The sequence below is a fragment of the Streptomyces sp. NPDC001663 genome, from assembly GCF_042893105.1.
Taxonomy (GTDB): domain Bacteria; phylum Actinomycetota; class Actinomycetes; order Streptomycetales; family Streptomycetaceae; genus Streptomyces.
Window position 1 is genome coordinate 22,808 of record NZ_JBIAUR010000018.1, and the last position, 17,891, is coordinate 40,698.

The following is a 17,891-nucleotide window of genomic DNA, read 5'->3' on the forward strand; positions in this document are numbered from 1 at the left end:
GTTCGCTGCTGTGGCGAACCACTGCTAGGGGGGTTCATGAGACATAGAGCGAGATCGATCCTCGCTGTCGGCGCGCTCCTGATCGGCGGAGCGAGCCTCGCACCCATCGCCCAGGCGCAGAACGGTAGTTCGCAGGGGACCGACACCGACGAGGTCAAGGTCTTCCGCGCCGATGTCACCGCCAAGCAGGTACCCCTGCTGCTGGCGGCCGGACAGGACGGCCACGAACTCGGTGAGACGGTGCCCGCGAAGGGCAAGGCAACCGTCGAGGTCTACCTCACCGACCAGCAGGCCAAGTCGCTTGAGAAGCAGGGCGTCGACCTTACCGAGCACACGCTTTCGGCCAAGGCCGAGAAGCGCGTCGACGCCGCCGCCGAGGGCGTGTTCCGCCCGTACGGCACAAGCGGCGGCCTGAAGCAGGAGATCGTCCGGACCGGGCAGGAGAACCCCGGCCTCACCAAGGTCGTCTCCATCGGCAAGACGATCAACGGCCAGGACATCCTCGCGCTCAAACTGACCAAGGGTGCGAAGAAGTCCAAGGACGGCTCCAAGCCCTCCGTCCTCTACATGTCCAACCAGCACGCGCGTGAGTGGATCACGCCGGAGATGACCCGGCGTCTGATGCACTACTACCTGGACAACTACAAGACGGACAAGCGCATCAAGAAGATCGTCGACTCCACCGAGCTGTGGTTCGTGATCTCCGCCAACCCCGACGGCTACGACTACACGTTCCAGAACTCCGACACCCGCCTGTGGCGCAAGAACCTGCGGGACGTCAACGGCGACGGTGTCATCTCCACCGGCGACGGCGTCGACCTCAACCGCAACTTCGCCTACAAGTGGGGATACGACGACGAGGGTTCGTCCCCCAACCCCACCAGCCAGACCTACCGCGGAGCGAGCCCCGGCTCGGAGCCCGAGACCAAGGCGATCGACGCCTTCGAGAAGCGCATCGGCTTCTCGTACGGCATCAACTACCACTCCGCCGCCGAACTCCTCCTCTACGGCGTCGGCTGGCAGGTGGCCACTCCGACGCCCGACGACGTGATCTACAAGGCCCTCGCCGGTACGCCCGACAACTCGGCGATCCCCGGCTACCGCCCGCAGGTCTCCTCGGAGCTGTACACCACCAACGGCGAGGCGGACGGCCACGCGGGGAACGTCAACGGCATGTCGATGTTCACCCCCGAGATGTCGACCTGCGAGACCGCCTCGGACATCGACCCGAACGACCAGTGGAAGGCGGCCGACTGCCAGTCCGTGTTCAACTTCCCGGACGACGAGAAGCTGATCCAGCAGGAGTTCACGAAGAACATCCCGTTCGCGCTCTCGGTCGCCGAGACCGCCGCGCATCCCGACACGCCGTCCTCGTCGCTCGGCCTGAGCGCGGCCGACTTCACCCCGGCCAAGTTCGCCACGTCGTACTCCCGCGGCGCCGACCAGCAGGTCTCCGTCGTCGTACGCAAGTCCGTGCGGGACAAGGAGCTCAAGTACCGCGTCAACGGCGGCCGTACGCAGGACATGGCGCTCAGGGCCTGGAAGGGCGGCGAGACCTACGGCGGTGACGACAACATCCACTTCGACGAGTACCGGGCCAAGGTCCAGGACGGCGACCCGGGCGACAAGGTCGAGGTGTGGTTCACCGGTAGGACCAGGAGCGGCAAGAAGGTCTCCAGCGAGCACTTCACGTACACCGTCGCCCAGCGGGCCAAGGCCGACACGCTCGTCGTCGCCGAGGAGGGCGCGGCCGCCACACAGGCGCAGACGTACGTGGACGCGCTGAAGGCCAACGGCCGCAAGGCGATCGTCTGGGACGTGGCCACCCAGGGCGCGCCCGACGCGCTCGGCGTGCTGAAGCATTTCAGGACGGTCGTCCACTACACCGGCGCGGGCGTCCCCGGCAACGCCACCCAGCTCCAGCTGCGCGCCTATCTCAACGAGGGCGGCAAGCTGATCGAGGCGGGCGAGCAGGCCGGCGGCTTCGTCGACCTCGGCGGCGGCACCCTTTCGAACGACTTCAGCCAGTACTACCTGGGCGCCTATTCGCGTACGTCGACCCCCGGGGCCACCGGCTTCACCGGCTCCGGCAAGCTCGACGGCTTCAGCGGGGCCCTCGGCGCGGCGCCCGGCAACCCGCTCGACAGGGCGGGCACCTACGGCGTCACCTCCGAGGAACTGCCCGTCGACAAGTACCCGCAGTTCGCGAGCGCGGGCGCGGGCCAGTTCGCCGGCACCGTCAACCCGTACGGGCCGTACGCGGGTTCCTACATGGCGGCCGCCGTCCACACCGACGACGCGTACAAGCGCCTGACCCGCACCGTCGACCTCAGCGGTGTCGCCGCGGCCGACAGGCCCACCCTGCGCACCCAGCTGCTCTGGGACACCGAGCCCGGCTACGACAACGCCGTCGTCGAGGTCCACACCGTGGGCGCCGACGACTGGACCACGCTCCCCGAGGCGGGCGGCGCGACCAGCACCGCCGTCCCCGCGGAGTGCGGAGCCGGCTTCTACGTCGGCGAGCACCCCTGGCTGAAGCACTACCTGACGCTGTCCGGCAACGACTGCACCGCGAGCGGCACGTCCGGTTCCTGGAACGCCCTGACCGGCGCCTCCAACGGCTGGCAGCAGGTGAACTTCGACCTGAGCGCCTACGCGGGCAAGTCGATCGAGGTCTCGATCAGCTACGTCACCGACCCCGGCACCGGCGGCCACGGCGTCCTCGCCGACGACGCCTCGCTCGTCGTCGGCGGCACGGCGACCCAGACCGAGGGCTTCGAGACGTCGCTCGGCGCCTGGAGCGTGCCCGGCCCGCCCGCGGGCAGCCCGGCAGCGCTCAAGGACTGGGCGCGCACCGGAGCGCTGTTCAGGACGTACGGCGCCGTCACCACCGACCGGACTGTGCTGCTGGGCTTCGGCCTGGAGCACGTCACCGCTGCCGCGGACCGCAATTCCCTCGTCAAGAAGGCACTCACGGCCCTGGAAGGGTGAACTACCTGGTCAACGATGACTAGCTCACCCTAGTCAAAACGAGTGATCCGGCCTTCCGGCCCGGGCGGTCCGTCCCCTACTGGCGGGTACGGACCGCCTGCCCGTGTATGCGGCATCTCGATGTCACTCCGGGGCCCTCAGGGAGGTAGGGTCGGGGGTGGTCGGGGACATCCCAAACAGAGCTCGCCGGCACCGCATGGCCGGCGTACCAACGAGGAGATCGGTTCGTGACGATCCGCGTAGGCATCAACGGCTTCGGTCGTATCGGTCGCAACTACTTCCGCGCACTGCTGGAGCAGGGTGCTGACATCGAGATCGTGGCTGTCAACGACCTGGGTGACACCGCGACCACCGCCCACCTGCTGAAGTACGACACCATCCTGGGCCGCCTCAAGGCCGAGGTCTCGCACACCGCAGACACGATCACCGTCGACGGCAAGACCATCAAGGTCCTGTCCGAGCGCAACCCCGCCGACATCCCGTGGGGCGAGCTGGGCGTCGACATCGTCGTCGAGTCGACCGGCATCTTCACGAAGAAGGCCGACGCCGAGAAGCACATCGCGGGCGGCGCCAAGAAGGTCCTCATCTCGGCTCCGGCCAAGGACGAGGACATCACCATCGTGATGGGCGTCAACGAGAACAAGTACGACGCGGCCAAGCACCACGTCATCTCCAACGCCTCCTGCACCACCAACTGTGTGGCGCCGATGGCCAAGGTTCTCGACGAGAACTTCGGCATCGTCAAGGGCCTGATGACCACGGTCCACGCCTACACGAACGACCAGCGCATCCTGGACTTCCCGCACTCCGACCTGCGCCGCGCCCGCGCCGCCGCGGAGAACATCATCCCGACCACGACCGGTGCCGCCAAGGCCACCGCCCTGGTCCTGCCCCAGCTCAAGGGCAAGCTCGACGGCATCGCGATGCGCGTCCCGGTCCCCACCGGTTCGGCGACCGACCTGGTCGTGGAGCTGGAGCGCGAGGTCACCAAGGACGAGGTCAACGCCGCGTTCAAGAAGGCTTCCGAGGGTGAGCTCCAGGGCTACCTGGCGTACACCGAGGACCCGATCGTCTCCTCGGACATCGTCAGCGACCCGGCCTCCTGCACCTTCGACTCCTCCCTGACCATGGTCCAGGAGGGCAAGTCGGTGAAGATCCTCGGCTGGTACGACAACGAGTGGGGCTACTCCAACCGCCTCGTCGACCTCACGGTCTTCGTGGGCAACCAGCTCTGATCTGATCCACAGAGCAGGCACCCAGATGTGAACGCAGGGCTCGGGCAGCGCAGGGACGCGCCGCCCGGGCCCTGACTCACGTACGCAGCAGCCCTCGTACGATCAGAGCAGCCCTCACCAGGAGTCCTCACATGAAGACGATCGACGAACTTCTCGCCGAAGGCGTGGACGGCAAGCGGGTCTTCGTCCGCGCCGACCTCAACGTGCCGCTCGCCGACGGCCTCATCACCGACGACGGCCGCATCCGCGCCGTACTGCCGACCATCAAGGCCCTTGCCGAGGCGGGCGCCAAGGTGGTCGTCGCCTCGCACCTGGGCCGCCCCAAGGGTGCCCCGGACCCCGCCTTCTCGCTGCTGCCTGCCGCCGAGCGCCTCGGTGAACTCCTCGGCGCCCCGGTCGCGTTCGCCCAGGACACCGTCGGCCCGGCCGCCCACGACGCCGTGAACGGCCTCCAGCCCGGCCAGGTCGCGGTCATCGAGAACCTGCGCTTCAACGCGGGCGAGACCTCCAAGGACGACACCGAGCGCGGCGAGTTCGCCGACCAGCTCGCGGCCCTCGCGGACGTCTACGTGGGCGACGGCTTCGGCGCGGTGCACCGCAAGCACGCCTCGGTCTTCGACCTTCCGGCGCGTCTGCCGCACGCCGCCGGCTACCTCATCGCAGGCGAGGTCGCCGTACTGAAGAAGCTCACCGAGGACGTGCAGCGCCCGTACGTCGTCGCGCTCGGCGGTGCCAAGGTCTCCGACAAGCTCGCCGTCATCGACCAGCTGCTGGGCAAGGCCGACCGCCTGCTCATCGGCGGCGGCATGGCCTACACCTTCCTCAAGGCCAAGGGCTACGAGATCGGCACGTCCCTCCTGCAGGAGGACCAGATCCCGGCGGTCCTGGAGTACATCGAGCGCGCCGAGAAGACCGGCGTCGAGCTGGTGCTGCCCGTCGACGTGGTGGCCGCTCCGGCGTTCCCGGACCTGAAGACCAAGGCGCCGACGAACCCCGTCACCGTCGCCGCGGACGCCGTACCCGCCGACCAGATGGGCCTGGACATCGGTCCGGAGTCCCGCAAACTGTACGCCTCGAAGATCACCGACGCCGCCACCGTCTTCTGGAACGGCCCGATGGGCGTCTTCGAGCACCCCGATTTCGCCGAGGGCACCAAGGCGGTCGCCCAGGCCCTCCTCGACTCCCCGGCCTTCACGGTCGTCGGCGGCGGCGACTCCGCCGCGGCCGTGCGCCTCCTGGGCTTCGACGAGAACGCATTCGGCCACATCTCGACCGGTGGCGGCGCCTCCCTCGAATACCTCGAGGGCAAGACGCTCCCCGGCCTCGCCGCACTGGAGGACTGACCCCTTATGAGCACGCGCACGCCGATCATGGCGGGCAACTGGAAGATGAACCTCAACCACCTCGAGGCCATCGCGCACGTCCAGAAGCTCGCGTTCGCCCTGGCCGACAAGGACTACGAGGCCGTCGAGGTCGCCGTCCTGCCGCCCTTCACCGACCTGCGCTCCGTGCAGACCCTGGTCGACGGCGACAAACTCAAGATCAAGTACGGCGCCCAGGACCTCTCGGCGCACGACTCCGGCGCCTACACCGGCGAGATCTCCGGTGCGATGCTGGCCAAGCTGAAGTGCACGTACGTGGCCATCGGCCACTCCGAGCGCCGTCAGTACCACAACGAGACCGACGAGCTGGTCAACGCCAAGGTCAAGGCCGCCTACAAGCACGGCCTGACCCCGATCCTGTGCGTCGGCGAGGAGCTCGAGGTCCGCGAGGCGGGCAACCACGTCACGCACACGCTCGCCCAGGTCGAGGGCGGCCTGAAGGACCTCCCGGCCGAGCAGGCCGAGACCGTCGTGATCGCCTACGAGCCCGTATGGGCCATCGGCACCGGCAAGGTCTGCGGCGCCGAGGACGCCCAGGAGGTCTGCGCCGCCATCCGCGGCAAGATCGCCGAGCTGTACACCCAGGAGCTGGCCGACCGGGTCCGCATCCAGTACGGCGGCTCCGTCAAGGCCGGCAACGTCGCCGAGATCATGGCGCAGGCCGACATCGACGGTGCGCTCGTGGGCGGTGCGTCGCTCGATGCCGACGAGTTCGTCAAGATCGTGCGCTTCCGCGACCAGTGAGTATGCGGTAGCGGCGATACGTCGTACCCTTGCGGGGGCATAGCCATGGCGCTATGCCCCCGTCGTTATCCGAATCCGAGGAAGTTGGTCCAGCCGTGGTTTTGGGGTTCTCGATCGCCCTGATCGTCTTCAGCCTGCTGATGATGCTGCTGGTGCTGATGCACAAGGGGAAGGGCGGCGGCCTGTCCGACATGTTCGGTGGCGGCATGCAGTCGTCCGTCGGCGGCTCCTCGGTCGCCGAGCGCAACCTCGACCGCATCACCATTGTGGTGGGTCTGCTGTGGTTCGCGTGCATTGTCGTACTCGGCATCATCATGAAGACGAACAGCTGAGCAGCTACGCACACAGCACGTACATTCCGCACGTAAGGCCCCATGTTCGGTACGCGCAGCTGAGCGCGGCCTATCATGGGGCTTGCGTCTAGGTGTGGGGGCTGTAACTCCAATCACTGGACGCGCGTTGGGCCTTACGTAGACTGAGGCGCTCGCAGCGAAGCGAAACGCCGACTCGCTTTGCGGCACCATCACGCAGGGAGTTACGACCGTGGCAAGTGGCAACGCGATCCGAGGAAGCCGGGTCGGGGCGGGGCCGATGGGCGAGGCCGAGCGCGGCGAGTCCGCGCCGCGTCTGCGCATCTCCTTCTGGTGCTCCAACGGGCACGAGACGCAGCCCAGCTTCGCCAGCGACGCGCAGGTGCCCGAAACCTGGGACTGCCCGCGCTGTGGCTTCCCGGCCGGTCAGGACCGGGACAACCCGCCGGACCCGCCGCGCACCGAGCCCTACAAGACGCACCTCGCGTATGTGCGGGAGCGGCGCAGCGACGCGGACGGCGAGGCGATCCTCGCCGAGGCGCTCGCCAAACTGCGGGGCGAAATCTAGGAGTTGGGATCCGGCCGGGCACCGAGGGGTGCCTGGCCGGACTTGTTCGTGAACCGGCCGCCGCTTGTCGCTCCGCGGCCGATTGTCAGTGCTGCCCTCTACGGTTTGTGCATCGGCGAATCGTGAGGGGGAGCAGTGACGACGGTCGACTCTGCGGGCGTGCTTGCGCCCGCGTGGCGCGGGGGGTTCGGGCGGCTGTGGAGTGCCGCTGTGGTGTCCCGGTTCGGGGATGCGCTGCGGGGTGCGGCGCTGCCGCTGCTCGCCGCCTCGCTGACGGACCGGCCCCTGCTCATCGCGTCCGTGACCGCCTGCGGCTACCTGCCCTGGATCGTCTTCGGGCTGCTCGGCGGCGCCGTCGCGGACCGGGTGGACCAGCGACGTGCCATGTGGACGGTCGATGCGGTACGAGGGCTGCTCGTCGCCGCATTCGCGGTGGCCGTCGCACTCGGTCACGCGTCGATAGCGCTGCTCATCGGGCTCGCCTTCGTCCTGACCACCCTTCAGACACTCTTCGACAACGCCTCCACGGCCCTGTTGCCCGCGCTCGTGGACCGCGAGGCGCTCGGCAGTGCCAACGCCAGGCTCATGACCGGACAGAAGATCGCGGGCGGCCTGCTCGGGGCGCCCGTGGTGCCACTGCTGATCGCCGCGGGAGCAGCCGTTCCCTTCGTGGCCGACGCGGCGACCTTCCTGGTGGCGGCCGCGCTGGTCGCCACGCTACGGACCGAGGCGCCCGACCAAGGGACCAGACCGGCGGGCAGCACTCTGCGGCGGGAGATCGCGGAGGGGCTGCGCACCCTGTGGCGCGACCGGGCCCTGCGCGGACTGTGCACGGCGACCGCCCTGTGCAACATCGGCATGGGCGCCCTGATCGCGACGCTGGTGATCCTGGTGACCGGCTGGCTGGACGCGGGCACCGCCGGATACGCGGCGGCGTCCACCGCGTACACCGTCGGCGGCCTGGCCGGGGGAGCGGTGAACCGGCGGATCACCGTGCGGCTCGGTCCGATGCGGGCCGTGCTGCTGGCCGGCCTCGTGCAGATCGGCGCCCTCGTCGTCATGGGCTCCGTACGCAGCCTGACCGCGATGATGGCGGCCCTCGCCGTCTTCGGCTTCATGGGCATGGTGTGGAACGTCAACACGACGACCCTCATGCAGCACCGCACCCCCGCCGACATGCTGGGCCGGGTCAGCTCCGCCTTCCGCACCCTGGCCGTCGCCGGAGCGCCGCTCGGCGCCCTGCTCGGCGGCGCCGTCGCCACCGCCTGGGGCCTGAACACGCCCGCGCTGCTCACCGCCGCCTTCTTCGTCCTGTCGGTGCTCGCACTGATACCTGCGCGCAAGCGGGACGTACCTGTTGTTGCACCGCACGACGACGCCACGACAGGTCACGTCACGCGCTGATCAACTAGGTTGGAACGGCAGCGGGGCAAGGTACGCAGCAGGGACCGGCAGGAAAGAAGGCTGAAGTCGGAAATGAACGCAGACGGCCGTACCAGGCTCAACCAGACGCCCGAGTGGACCGCGCTGGCCAAGCACCGTGAGGAGCTCGGCGAGGCGGGCCTGCGGGAGCTGTTCGCCGCCGACCCGGGCCGCGGCTCCGGGTACACGCTCCAGGTCGGCGACCTGTACGTCGACTACTCCAAGCACCTCGTCACCGACGAGACCCTGCGGCTGCTGCGCGAGCTGGCCGCAGCCACCGATGTGTTCGGCCTGCGGGACGCCATGTTCCGCGGCGAGAAGATCAACACGACCGAGAACCGGGCCGTGCTGCACACCGCGCTGCGGGCCTCGCGCGACGCGGTCGTCGAGGTCGACGGGGAGAACGTCGTCCCCGGTGTGCACGCGGTGCTCGACAAGATGGCCGACTTCGCCGACCGGGTCCGCTCCGGCGCCTGGACCGGCCACACCGGCAAGCGCATCAAGAACGTCGTCAACATCGGTATCGGCGGCTCCGACCTGGGCCCGGCGATGGCGTACGAGGTCCTGCGCAGCTACACCGACCGCGATCTCACCGTCCGCTTCGTGTCGAACGTCGACGGCGCCGACCTGCACGAGGCGACCCGTGACCTGGACGCGGCGGAGACGCTGTTCATCATCGCCTCCAAGACGTTCACCACGATCGAGACGATCACGAACGCGACCTCGGCGCGCGAGTGGCTGCTCGGCGAGCTGAAGGCCGGTCAGGAGGCCGTGGCCAAGCACTTCGTGGCCCTCTCGACCAACGCCGAGAAGGTCGCCGACTTCGGCATCGACACGGTCAACATGTTCGAGTTCTGGGACTGGGTCGGCGGACGGTACTCGTACGACTCGGCGATCGGTCTGTCGCTGATGATCGCCATCGGTCCGGACCGCTTCCGGGAGATGCTGGACGGGTTCCGGCTCGTCGACGAGCACTTCCGCACGGCTCCCGCCGAGTCCAACGTGCCTTTGCTGCTTGGCCTGTTGGGGATCTGGTACGGCAACTTCCACGACGCGCAGTCGCATGCGGTGCTGCCCTACAGCCACTACCTGTCCAAGTTCACGGCGTATCTGCAGCAGCTGGACATGGAGTCCAACGGTAAGTACGTCGGCCGGGACGGGCGGGAGGTCGACTGGGAGACCGGGCCGGTGGTGTGGGGTACGCCGGGCACCAACGGGCAGCACGCGTACTACCAACTCATCCACCAGGGCACGAAGTTGATCCCGGCGGACTTCATCGGGTTCGCGGAGCCGGTCGCCGAGCTGAGTGACGGGCTGAAGGCGCAGCACGATCTGTTGATGGCGAACTTCTTCGCCCAGACACAGGCGTTGGCCTTCGGCAAGACGCCGGACGAGGTGCGGGCGGAGGGGGTGTCGGAGGAGCTGGTGGCGCACAAGACGTTCAAGGGCAACCATCCGACGACGACGATTCTCGCGCGGGAGCTGACGCCGTCCGTGCTCGGCCAGTTGGTGGCGCTGTACGAGCACAAGGTGTTCGTGCAGGGCGCGGTGTGGAACATCGACTCCTTCGACCAGTGGGGTGTCGAGCTCGGCAAGGTGCTGGCCAAGCGGGTCGAGCCCGCGCTCACCGAGGGCGCGGAGGTGGCGGGGCTGGACGCCTCCAGCAAGGCCCTGGTCGCCAAGTACCGGGAGTTGCGCGGGCGGAAGTAACGCCGCCGCCACTGGTGCGGGGAGCGGGCGGAGAGTCGGGGCCCGCTTCCCGTAGCTCCCCGGCGAACCGTCAAGCTCTCCGGGAACCCGGTCCGTCCGCTCAGGCCACCGCGCTCAGCGTGTCCGCGAGGCGGCGTCGGGTCGCGCGTGCTGCCGGGAGGGCGGCCAGCGCTGCCGCTCCCAGTACCGCTGCCGTGCCGAACAGCACCAGGAGTACCGGGGACGGGCTCTGGGCGATGCCCGCGCCGATGCCGCTCGATCTGCCCTGGGCGTTGATCAGCCAGTGGGCGAGGGGGGTGCCCAGGGCGGTACCGGCGAGGACGGCGACCAGGGCGGTGCAGCCCGTGGCCGTGACGGTGATCGCGGTGATCTGGCGTGGGGTCAGACCGATGGCCTTGAGGGCGATCAGGTCGCGTTCCCCCTCGCGGACGGTGCCGCCGATCGCGGTGAGCAGCTCGATGAGCCCGATCAGGGCCAGGACGACGATCAGGCCGAGGACCACTGCGCGCAGGGGCGAGAGCCCGTCGGCCGGATTGGTCACGGCGTGCACGTCCAGGTGTCCGTGTCCGGCTGTGGTCAGGTGGTCGGCGACGGTGTGCGGGTCGGCGCCGGGGCGCAGTCGGAGCTGGTAGAGGGTGGGGGTCAGGCCCGGGTCGTTCTCGCGGAGGGTGTCGAGGGAGGTGGAGATGACCCGGCCGGCGTTCTCCGGTTCGATGCTGCGGCCCACGATGTGCAGGATCTGCGGCTGGTCGCCGACGGTTATCCGTACCCAGTCGCCGACATGCGCGTCCAGCAGGTCGAGGAGGCCCTGCCCGGCCACGGCCTCGTCGCTGCCGCGCGCGGGGCGCCCATCGGCCAGGGTGAAGGGGTAGGGGTCCTGGTGGGTGCCCAGGCCGCGCAGCGCGATCGTGGCCGTCTGGCCGGGGACGAGGGCGGCCACCTCGACGCCCGGGTAGGCGGCGGCGACCTGCGGATCGCGGGCCAGCAGGGCGCGGGTGTCCCGGTCGCTCAGGCCGGCGTCCGCGTGGACGCTGAGCGCGGCGGGCAGCCCGATCTGCTCGGGCCTGCTGTGGAAGCGGTCGATGGTGGTCCAGGCACTCATCGCCACGACGATCAGCAACAGCGGCAGCGCCAGCCGGGCCGCCGTGGCCAGGGACCGCAGCTGCCGGGTGAAAGCGGTGTGCCACCCCAGCACGAGCGCGGGCGGCAGCCCCATCCCGAGCGCCCGCCGGGCGGCGCCGGAGAGCCGCCCACCGCCCGGGACGACGGGGCCCAGCCCGACGGAACGGCTTGCGGCGGTGGTGGTCAGCTCGCCGGCGAGGGCGGTGGGGTTTGGTACGGATGCACGGTGTGCGGAGGTGGAGAGCGGTTCGGCGGAGGGAGCGGAGGTGTCCGGGCCGGGCGTGGTGCTCGCGGGGTTGGCGGGCGGTTCGCCGACGGGAGCGGTGGGGCGAAGGCTGAGTGTCCGCCGTAGCAAGCCGGACTGACGTCCGCCGGAGGGGGCTGCAGGGTGGGGTCCGGAGCCGCCGTGCGTCGAGCCGGAGAGCGGTTCGGCGGAGGGAGCGGAGGTGTCCGGGCCGGGCGTGGTGCTCGCGGGGGCGGTGGGCGGTTCGCCGACGGGAGCGGTGGGGCGAAGGCTGAGTGTCCGCCGTAGCAAGCCGGAGAGACGTCCACCGGGGGGAGCCGCAGGGCGGGGTCCGGAGCCGCCGTGCGTTGGACCGGAGAGCGGTTCGCCGGAGGGAGTGGTGGTGCGCAACCCGGGCCCGGAGGCTTCGGCATCCGACGACGCCGCGCCCGCCGCAGTCGTCGCGCGGAGTTCGGACGGAGCGGCGGCTTGCGGCCTCTCCGCAGACCGCACCCCGGGTGCAGACGGCGCCCCCACCGCAGACCGCACCCCAGGCGCCCGCCGCGATCCGCGCCCAGCAGCCACCGGCCGCACCGTCGGAACCGGAGGTATCCGCCCCGCCCGCCAAGCCGCCAGGCCCGTCGTCGCGCCGATGAACAGGACCGCGCCCACCGGGATGGCGACGAGGGTCACCGTGTTGCCGGGCAGGCCCTGCCAGACGCTGAGGGCGTCTCCGAGGCGGCCGGGGAAGTGGCTGCCCAGGGCCTGGGTGAGCGTTGCGGCGGTCGCGGCGCCGAGGACCGCGTAGGCGATGTGCTGAAGCAGGAACACGCGGACGACCTGGCCCGGGGTGAAGCCGATGGCCTTGAGGACCGAGATGTCGCGCAGGTGGCCGCGGATGCGGGTGGCGATGGCGCCGTGGACGGCGAGGCCGGCGGCCACCAGGGCGCCCAGTCCGAACAGGCCCAGTACCTGGCCGAGGAGCCGGTTGTCGCCCTGTGCCTCGGCGCGTGCCTGCTGCCAGGTGGAGACCTCGCCGATGGCTCCGGCGCCCAGGACGGTGACGGCGCGCTGGACGGCGTAGTCCGTGTCGTCGGGGTCGGTCAGGCGCAGGCCGATGACCTTGCCGGTGGGGTGGGACACGGCGGAGGGGAGGGCCCAGACCAGGCCCGGCTGCTCGCTCGGGCGGTAGCGGGGCTCGGCGCTGTCGGCCACTCCCACAACGGTCACGATCCGCTTCGAACCCGGCACGGTGAGCCGGTCGCCCGGTTCGGCGAGCAGCGCGCGGGCGAGGCGGGTCTCCAGGACGACCCCGTCGGGTGTCGCTGGGTCCAGCCAGCGGCCGGAGGTGAGCTGCGGCCGGCCGACGGTGAGGTGCTCGGGTGTGGCACGGAGCTCGACGGAGGCGCGCGTGCCGCGGGAGGCGAGCGTGGTGGACGCGACGGCGTAGGGACCGGCGACGGACTCGACGCCGTCGAGACCCGCCAGCTTCCGCACCTTCGCCGACTCGCTCGTGTGCAGCACCACGTGCGCCCCGCGCTCCTGTGTGAAGACGCGCTGCCAGGGGTTGGTGGCGTAGCCGAACAGGGCCGTGGCCAGCAGCAGCGACACCACGATCCCGGCGGTGGCGAGGACGAGGAACAGCGCCTCGCCCCGGTGCGTCCGCAGATCGGAGTGCGCCCAGCGCAACGTGGCTCGCACGGGGATCAGCCCTTCCGGCGGTCGTAGAGCCGCATCTCAGTCCTTGAGCTCCAGCACCCCGGATATCCCGCCCCTGCGGGACACCGGAGCGCCGTCCAGCTCCGCGTCGTCGGCTATCCGGCCGTCGAAGAAGCAGATCACCCGGTCCGCGGCGCTGGCCAGCCGGGCGTCATGGGTGACCAGCACGATCGTCTGACCACGCTGGTGGAAGCGGGACAGCAGCCGCATCACCTCGCGGGTGCCCTTGCTGTCCAGGCTGCCCGCGGGTTCGTCGGCCAGCAGCAGCGGGGGGTGGTTGACCAGGGCGCGGGCCAGGGCGACCCGCTGCTGTTCACCGCCGGACAGTTCGCCCGGCAGGCTGCGGTCCTTGCCGTCGAGCCCCAGCTCGGCCAGCAGCTCAACGCGCTCGGCGCGCGCCTGCTTCGGCGGCACCCCGGCCAGCAGCGCCGGCAGCTCCACGTTGTCGGCGACCGACAGATTCGACACGAGGTTGAAGAACTGGAAGACGATCCCGATCCGCTTCCTGCGCTCCACGGCCCAGCGCGCCTCGCTCCACGCGTCCGTGCGCTCGCCGTCCAGCCGGATGCTGCCGCCGTCCGGCCGCTGCAGCCCGCCCAGCAGGTGCAGCAGGGTCGACTTGCCGGCCCCGGACGGACCGGTGACGGCCACGAACTCGCCCTGCCGGACGCAGAGATCGACTCCGCGCACGGCATGGGCCGGTGCGCCCTCGCCGTAGTGCGTCTTGACCAGGCCCTCGGCGTGCAGCACGGGAGCGGGACTGTCGCTCACTCCAGCTCCTCCAGCTCTTCCTGACACCGTTCCAGCCAGTCGAGGTCGGCCTGCAGGTGCAGCATCGCGCCCTCGATCAGCAGGTGCGCGATGCGGTTGTCGCGGTCTTCGGCGGCGGCCAGCTTCGACAGCTGCCGCATGGTGTTGAGGTACTGACGCCGCTGCTTGTTGATCAGGGCGATCTGCTCGGCGAGACCGGTCTGTGGGGCGAGCGCCAGCTTCATGAAGAACTCGTCCCGTACCCGCGGCTCGTCCTCGGGCTCCTCGAACCAGGCGCGCAGCGCCTCCCGCCCGGATTCGGTGAGGTGGTAGACCTTTTTGTTGGGCCGGTTCGACTGCTCCACGTCCTCGCCCTCGATCAGCCCTTGCTTCTCGAGGCGGCCGAGGGTTACGTAGATCTGGCCGACATTCGGCTGAGGGTACGCGGAGCCCAGCAGTTGCTCAAGGTCCTGCTTGAGCTCGTAGCCGTGGGCCGGACCGCGTGCCAGGAGTGCCAGGAGGGGCAGGCGCACTCGTGCTGTCCTCCTGTCTGGTCAATGTGCTCCGGGCCCTAGTATCGCGCATACCTAACAGGTATACATGGCCTCTGTCCCCGGGCAAGGGTGCCCGTGGTGCCGGTTGTACAGGGAGGAACCTATGCGGTGGATACACGCCGCCGGTAGGGGCCTTCTCGTTCTCGTCGTGGTCATGACCGGATACGCCGCCTCCGGCGCCCGCGCCGACGAGGGGACGACGGACGGCCGCGGGCCGCTGACGCTCGCCACCGCCGGAGACCTCACCGGCTATCTCGGCCCCCTCCTGGAGGGCTGGAACCGCACCCATCCCGGCGAGAAGGTCACCCTCGTCGAGCTGCCGGACTCCGCCGACGAGACCCACGCGCAGATGGTCACCGACCTGCGCGGCGGCGACCGCAGCCGGTTCGACGTCCTCAACATCGACGTCAACTGGACCTCGGAGTTCGCGGCGGCGGGCTGGATACGGCCACTGCCCCGCGACCGCTTCCCGCTGAAGACCTTCCTGAAGCCGGTCGTCAAGACGGCGACCTACGACGGGCATCTGTACGCCGTCCCGTACGTCACCAACGCGGGCCTGCTCCTCTACCGCAAGGACATCCTCGCCAAGGAGGGCGTCCCGCCGCCGCGCACCTGGGCCGAGCTGGAGCGGGACGCGAAGACCATCGCGCCCAAGTACGGACTCGACGGCTACGCGGGCCAGTTCCTGCCCTACGAGGGCCTCACCGTCAACGCGGCCGAGGCCGTCTACTCGGCGGGCGGCAGCATCCTCGGCGACGAGGGCGCCCGCGTCACCGTGAACTCGGCGGCGGCCCGCGAGGGCATCGGGTTCCTCGCCCGGGGTGTACGCGAGGGTTGGATCCCGAAGAAAGCGCTGACGTACAAGGAGGAGGAGTCCAAGGATTCCTTCAGGGACGGGCATCTGCTGTTCCTGCGCAACTGGCCCTACGCGTACGTCGTCGCGTCCGCCAAGGGCTCCCCGGTCGCCGGCAAGATCGGCGCCGTACCGCTGCCCGGACCGTACGGCCCGGGCAAGAGCGTCCTCGGCGGCTCCAACCTGGCCGTCAACACACACGCCCGGCATCCCGACTCCGCGGCGCGCCTGCTCGCGTACCTCACCAGCGAGCCCGTCCAGCGCCAGGTCCTCACACGCGGCGCGCTGCCGCCCGTGCGCGCCGCGCTGTACCAAGACCCCGAGCTGATACGGCGGTTCCCGTATCTGCCGACGCTGCGCGAGAGCATCCGCACCGCCCAGCCGCGTCCCAAGAGCCCGCGTTACGACCAGGTCAGCCTGGTGGTGCAGGCGGTCGTGCAGGACGCGATGACCGGGCACGAGACGCCCGCGGTGGCAGTGGAACGGCTGGCGCGGGAGCTTGCAGCGATCTCCAATCGCTAGTCGATTAGTTACTTGTTAGGTAACGCAGAAGTCTCATCTGGCTTCAGAATGCTCAAGTATGTCCGCTTTTGGTAGGTCAACTCGGCAGTAGCTTCCGTTCCTTTCATTGACACCCTCACGACACGCCTACCTAACATGCATACATGTTGAGTAAGTACCGCTGGTGGCGAGACGCGGTGATCTACCAGGTGTACGTCCGCAGCTTTCTGGACAGCACCGGGGACGGCGTCGGGGACCTGGCCGGCGTCCGGGCCGGACTGCCGTATCTGAAGAAGCTGGGCGTGGACGGGATCTGGCTGAGCCCCTTCTACCCCTCGCCGCAACACGACCACGGCTACGACGTGGCCGACTACTGCGATGTCGACCCCCTCTTCGGCGACCTCGCCGAGTTCGACCTGCTGATGGGGGCCGCCCGGCGGCTCGGCGTCAAGGTGCTGCTCGACGTGGTGCCCAACCACTGCTCCAGCGAGCACCCGTGGTTCCAGGAGGCTCTCGCCTCGGCGCCCGGCAGCGCGGCCCGTGCCCGCTTCCACTTCGCCGACGGCCGCGGTCCCGACGGCTCGGAGCCGCCCAACAACTGGTTCTCCATGTTCGGCGGCCCGGCCTGGAGCCGGGTGACCGAGGCGGACGGGCGGCCCGGCCAGTGGTATCTGCACATGTTCGCCCCCGAGCAGCCCGACTGGAACTGGCGCAACCCCGAGATCGGCACCGAGTTCGACCGGGTGCTGCGCTTCTGGCTCGACCGGGGTGTCGACGGCTTCCGCATCGACGTGGCCGCGGGCCTCTTCAAGCACCCCGACCTGCCCGACTCGGACGACCCCGAGGCCGACGCCCGCACCCGCGACTCGGTCAACCCGCTCGCCTGGAACCAGCCCGAGGTGCACGACGTGTGGCGGCACTGGCGGACGGTGTGCGAGGAGTACACGCAGCGGGACGGCCGCGAGCGGCTGCTGGTCGGCGAGGTGTCGGTGCCGACCGCGCGGGATCACGCGAAGTATGTGCGTGCTGACGAGCTCCACCAGGCGTTCTTCTTCGACCTGTTGAGTGCCCCCTGGAGCGCCGACGCCTTCCGCAAGGTCATCTCCGAGGCGATGGAGGACATAGCCGGTACGGGATCGACGGTCACCTGGGTCCTCAACAACCACGACCAGGTCCGCACCGTCACCCGCTACGGCGAGCCCACCACCGACAGCAGCGGGCTCGGCGCCGCCCGCGCCCGTGCCGCCGCGCTGCTGATGCTGGCGCTGCCCGGAGCCGCGTACATCTACCAGGGCGAGGAGCTGGGCCTGCCCGAGGTCGTCGACCTGCCGGACGACGTGCTCACCGACCCGATCTTCCGCCGCACGGGCAGCCGGGCCCGTATCCGCGACGGCTGCCGCGTGCCGCTGCCGTGGTCCGGACAGGCCTCACCCTTCGGCTTCACCTCCGGTGCCGAGAGCGCGCGGCCATGGCTGCCGCAGCCCTCCTACTTCGCCGAGTACGCCACCGACCGCGCCCTCGCCGACACCCGCTCCTTCTGGCACCTGTACCGCGACGGCCTCCAACTCCGGGCCGCCCTGCCCCAGTTGGGCGAGGGCGCACTGCGCTGGCTGGACACCCCGCCCGGCGTCCTCGGCTTCGTCCGCGGCGACGGCCTCGTCTGCGCCGTCAACTTCGGTACGGCGCCCACGCCCGCGCCGGTCTCCGGCACACCCCTGCTGTCCAGCGGTCCGTGCACGGCCGGGGTGCTGCCCGGCTCGACGGCCGCCTGGTGGATCAACGATCTCTGATCACCGTCAATCACCC

13 protein-coding genes are annotated in these 17,891 nt (G+C 69.9%); 10 read left to right on the forward strand and 3 right to left on the reverse strand.

Annotated features, from left to right (window positions below):
• The first annotated feature begins 36 nt into the window (after positions 1–36).
• The 8 genes from ACFY1L_RS43085 (at position 37) to pgi (ending at position 10,363) form a co-directional block, all read left to right on the forward strand.
• Entirely contained in the window at positions 37–2,991 is a 2,955-nt protein-coding gene (locus tag ACFY1L_RS43085; protein ID WP_388837848.1) for a M14 family zinc carboxypeptidase, read from the forward strand.
• Between the two features lie 227 nt (positions 2,992–3,218).
• Positions 3,219–4,226 (forward strand): type I glyceraldehyde-3-phosphate dehydrogenase, encoded by a 1,008-nt coding sequence (gene gap / locus ACFY1L_RS43090; protein ID WP_361277620.1) that lies wholly within the window; start codon positions 3,219–3,221, stop codon positions 4,224–4,226.
• Between the two features lie 131 nt (positions 4,227–4,357).
• Positions 4,358–5,569 carry a phosphoglycerate kinase gene (locus ACFY1L_RS43095; protein WP_388837852.1) on the forward strand — a complete coding sequence of 404 codons (1,212 nt, stop codon included), beginning with the start codon at positions 4,358–4,360 and terminating at the stop codon, positions 5,567–5,569.
• A 6-nt stretch (positions 5,570–5,575) separates the two neighbouring features.
• Complete coding sequence (gene tpiA, locus ACFY1L_RS43100; protein WP_388837855.1) at positions 5,576–6,352, forward strand: triose-phosphate isomerase; 777 nt, start codon at positions 5,576–5,578, stop codon at positions 6,350–6,352.
• Between the two features lie 101 nt (positions 6,353–6,453).
• Positions 6,454–6,684: a preprotein translocase subunit SecG gene (secG, locus tag ACFY1L_RS43105; RefSeq protein WP_356348840.1), complete on the forward strand. Its 231-nt coding sequence runs from the start codon at positions 6,454–6,456 to the stop codon at positions 6,682–6,684.
• A gap of 211 nt (positions 6,685–6,895) precedes the next feature.
• Complete coding sequence (locus tag ACFY1L_RS43110) at positions 6,896–7,231, forward strand: RNA polymerase-binding protein RbpA (RefSeq protein ID WP_003976875.1); 336 nt, start codon at positions 6,896–6,898, stop codon at positions 7,229–7,231.
• A 135-nt stretch (positions 7,232–7,366) separates the two neighbouring features.
• The gene (locus ACFY1L_RS43115; protein WP_388837858.1) at positions 7,367–8,635 is read left to right on the forward strand and encodes an MFS transporter; all 1,269 of its coding nucleotides are present in this window, start codon (positions 7,367–7,369) and stop codon (positions 8,633–8,635) included.
• Between the two features lie 72 nt (positions 8,636–8,707).
• Positions 8,708–10,363: a glucose-6-phosphate isomerase gene (gene pgi / locus ACFY1L_RS43120; RefSeq protein WP_388837861.1), complete on the forward strand. Its 1,656-nt coding sequence runs from the start codon at positions 8,708–8,710 to the stop codon at positions 10,361–10,363.
• 100 nt (positions 10,364–10,463) lie between these two features.
• Here the strand turns inward: pgi and ACFY1L_RS43125 are convergent, their stop codons facing one another.
• Genes ACFY1L_RS43125 through ACFY1L_RS43135 form a run of 3 tightly spaced genes read right to left on the reverse strand, consistent with a single transcriptional unit; the run spans position 10,464 to position 14,710 of the window.
• Positions 10,464–13,409, reverse strand: a complete 2,946-nt coding sequence (locus tag ACFY1L_RS43125; RefSeq protein ID WP_388837864.1) for an FtsX-like permease family protein — start codon at positions 13,407–13,409, stop codon at positions 10,464–10,466.
• A 36-nt stretch (positions 13,410–13,445) separates the two neighbouring features.
• The gene (locus tag ACFY1L_RS43130; protein WP_388837867.1) at positions 13,446–14,198 is read right to left on the reverse strand and encodes an ABC transporter ATP-binding protein; all 753 of its coding nucleotides are present in this window, start codon (positions 14,196–14,198) and stop codon (positions 13,446–13,448) included.
• Positions 14,195–14,710 (reverse strand): PadR family transcriptional regulator, encoded by a 516-nt coding sequence (locus ACFY1L_RS43135; RefSeq protein ID WP_388837870.1) that lies wholly within the window; start codon positions 14,708–14,710, stop codon positions 14,195–14,197. Before ACFY1L_RS43135 ends, ACFY1L_RS43130 begins: the two co-directional genes overlap by 4 nt.
• A gap of 124 nt (positions 14,711–14,834) precedes the next feature.
• Here ACFY1L_RS43135 and ACFY1L_RS43140 point away from each other — a divergent pair, with 124 nt between their 5' ends.
• Positions 14,835–16,106, forward strand: a complete 1,272-nt coding sequence (locus ACFY1L_RS43140; RefSeq protein ID WP_388837873.1) for an ABC transporter substrate-binding protein — start codon at positions 14,835–14,837, stop codon at positions 16,104–16,106.
• 143 nt (positions 16,107–16,249) lie between these two features.
• Entirely contained in the window at positions 16,250–17,875 is a 1,626-nt protein-coding gene (locus ACFY1L_RS43145) for a glycoside hydrolase family 13 protein (protein WP_388837876.1), read from the forward strand.
• Positions 17,876–17,891: the final 16 nt, after the last annotated feature.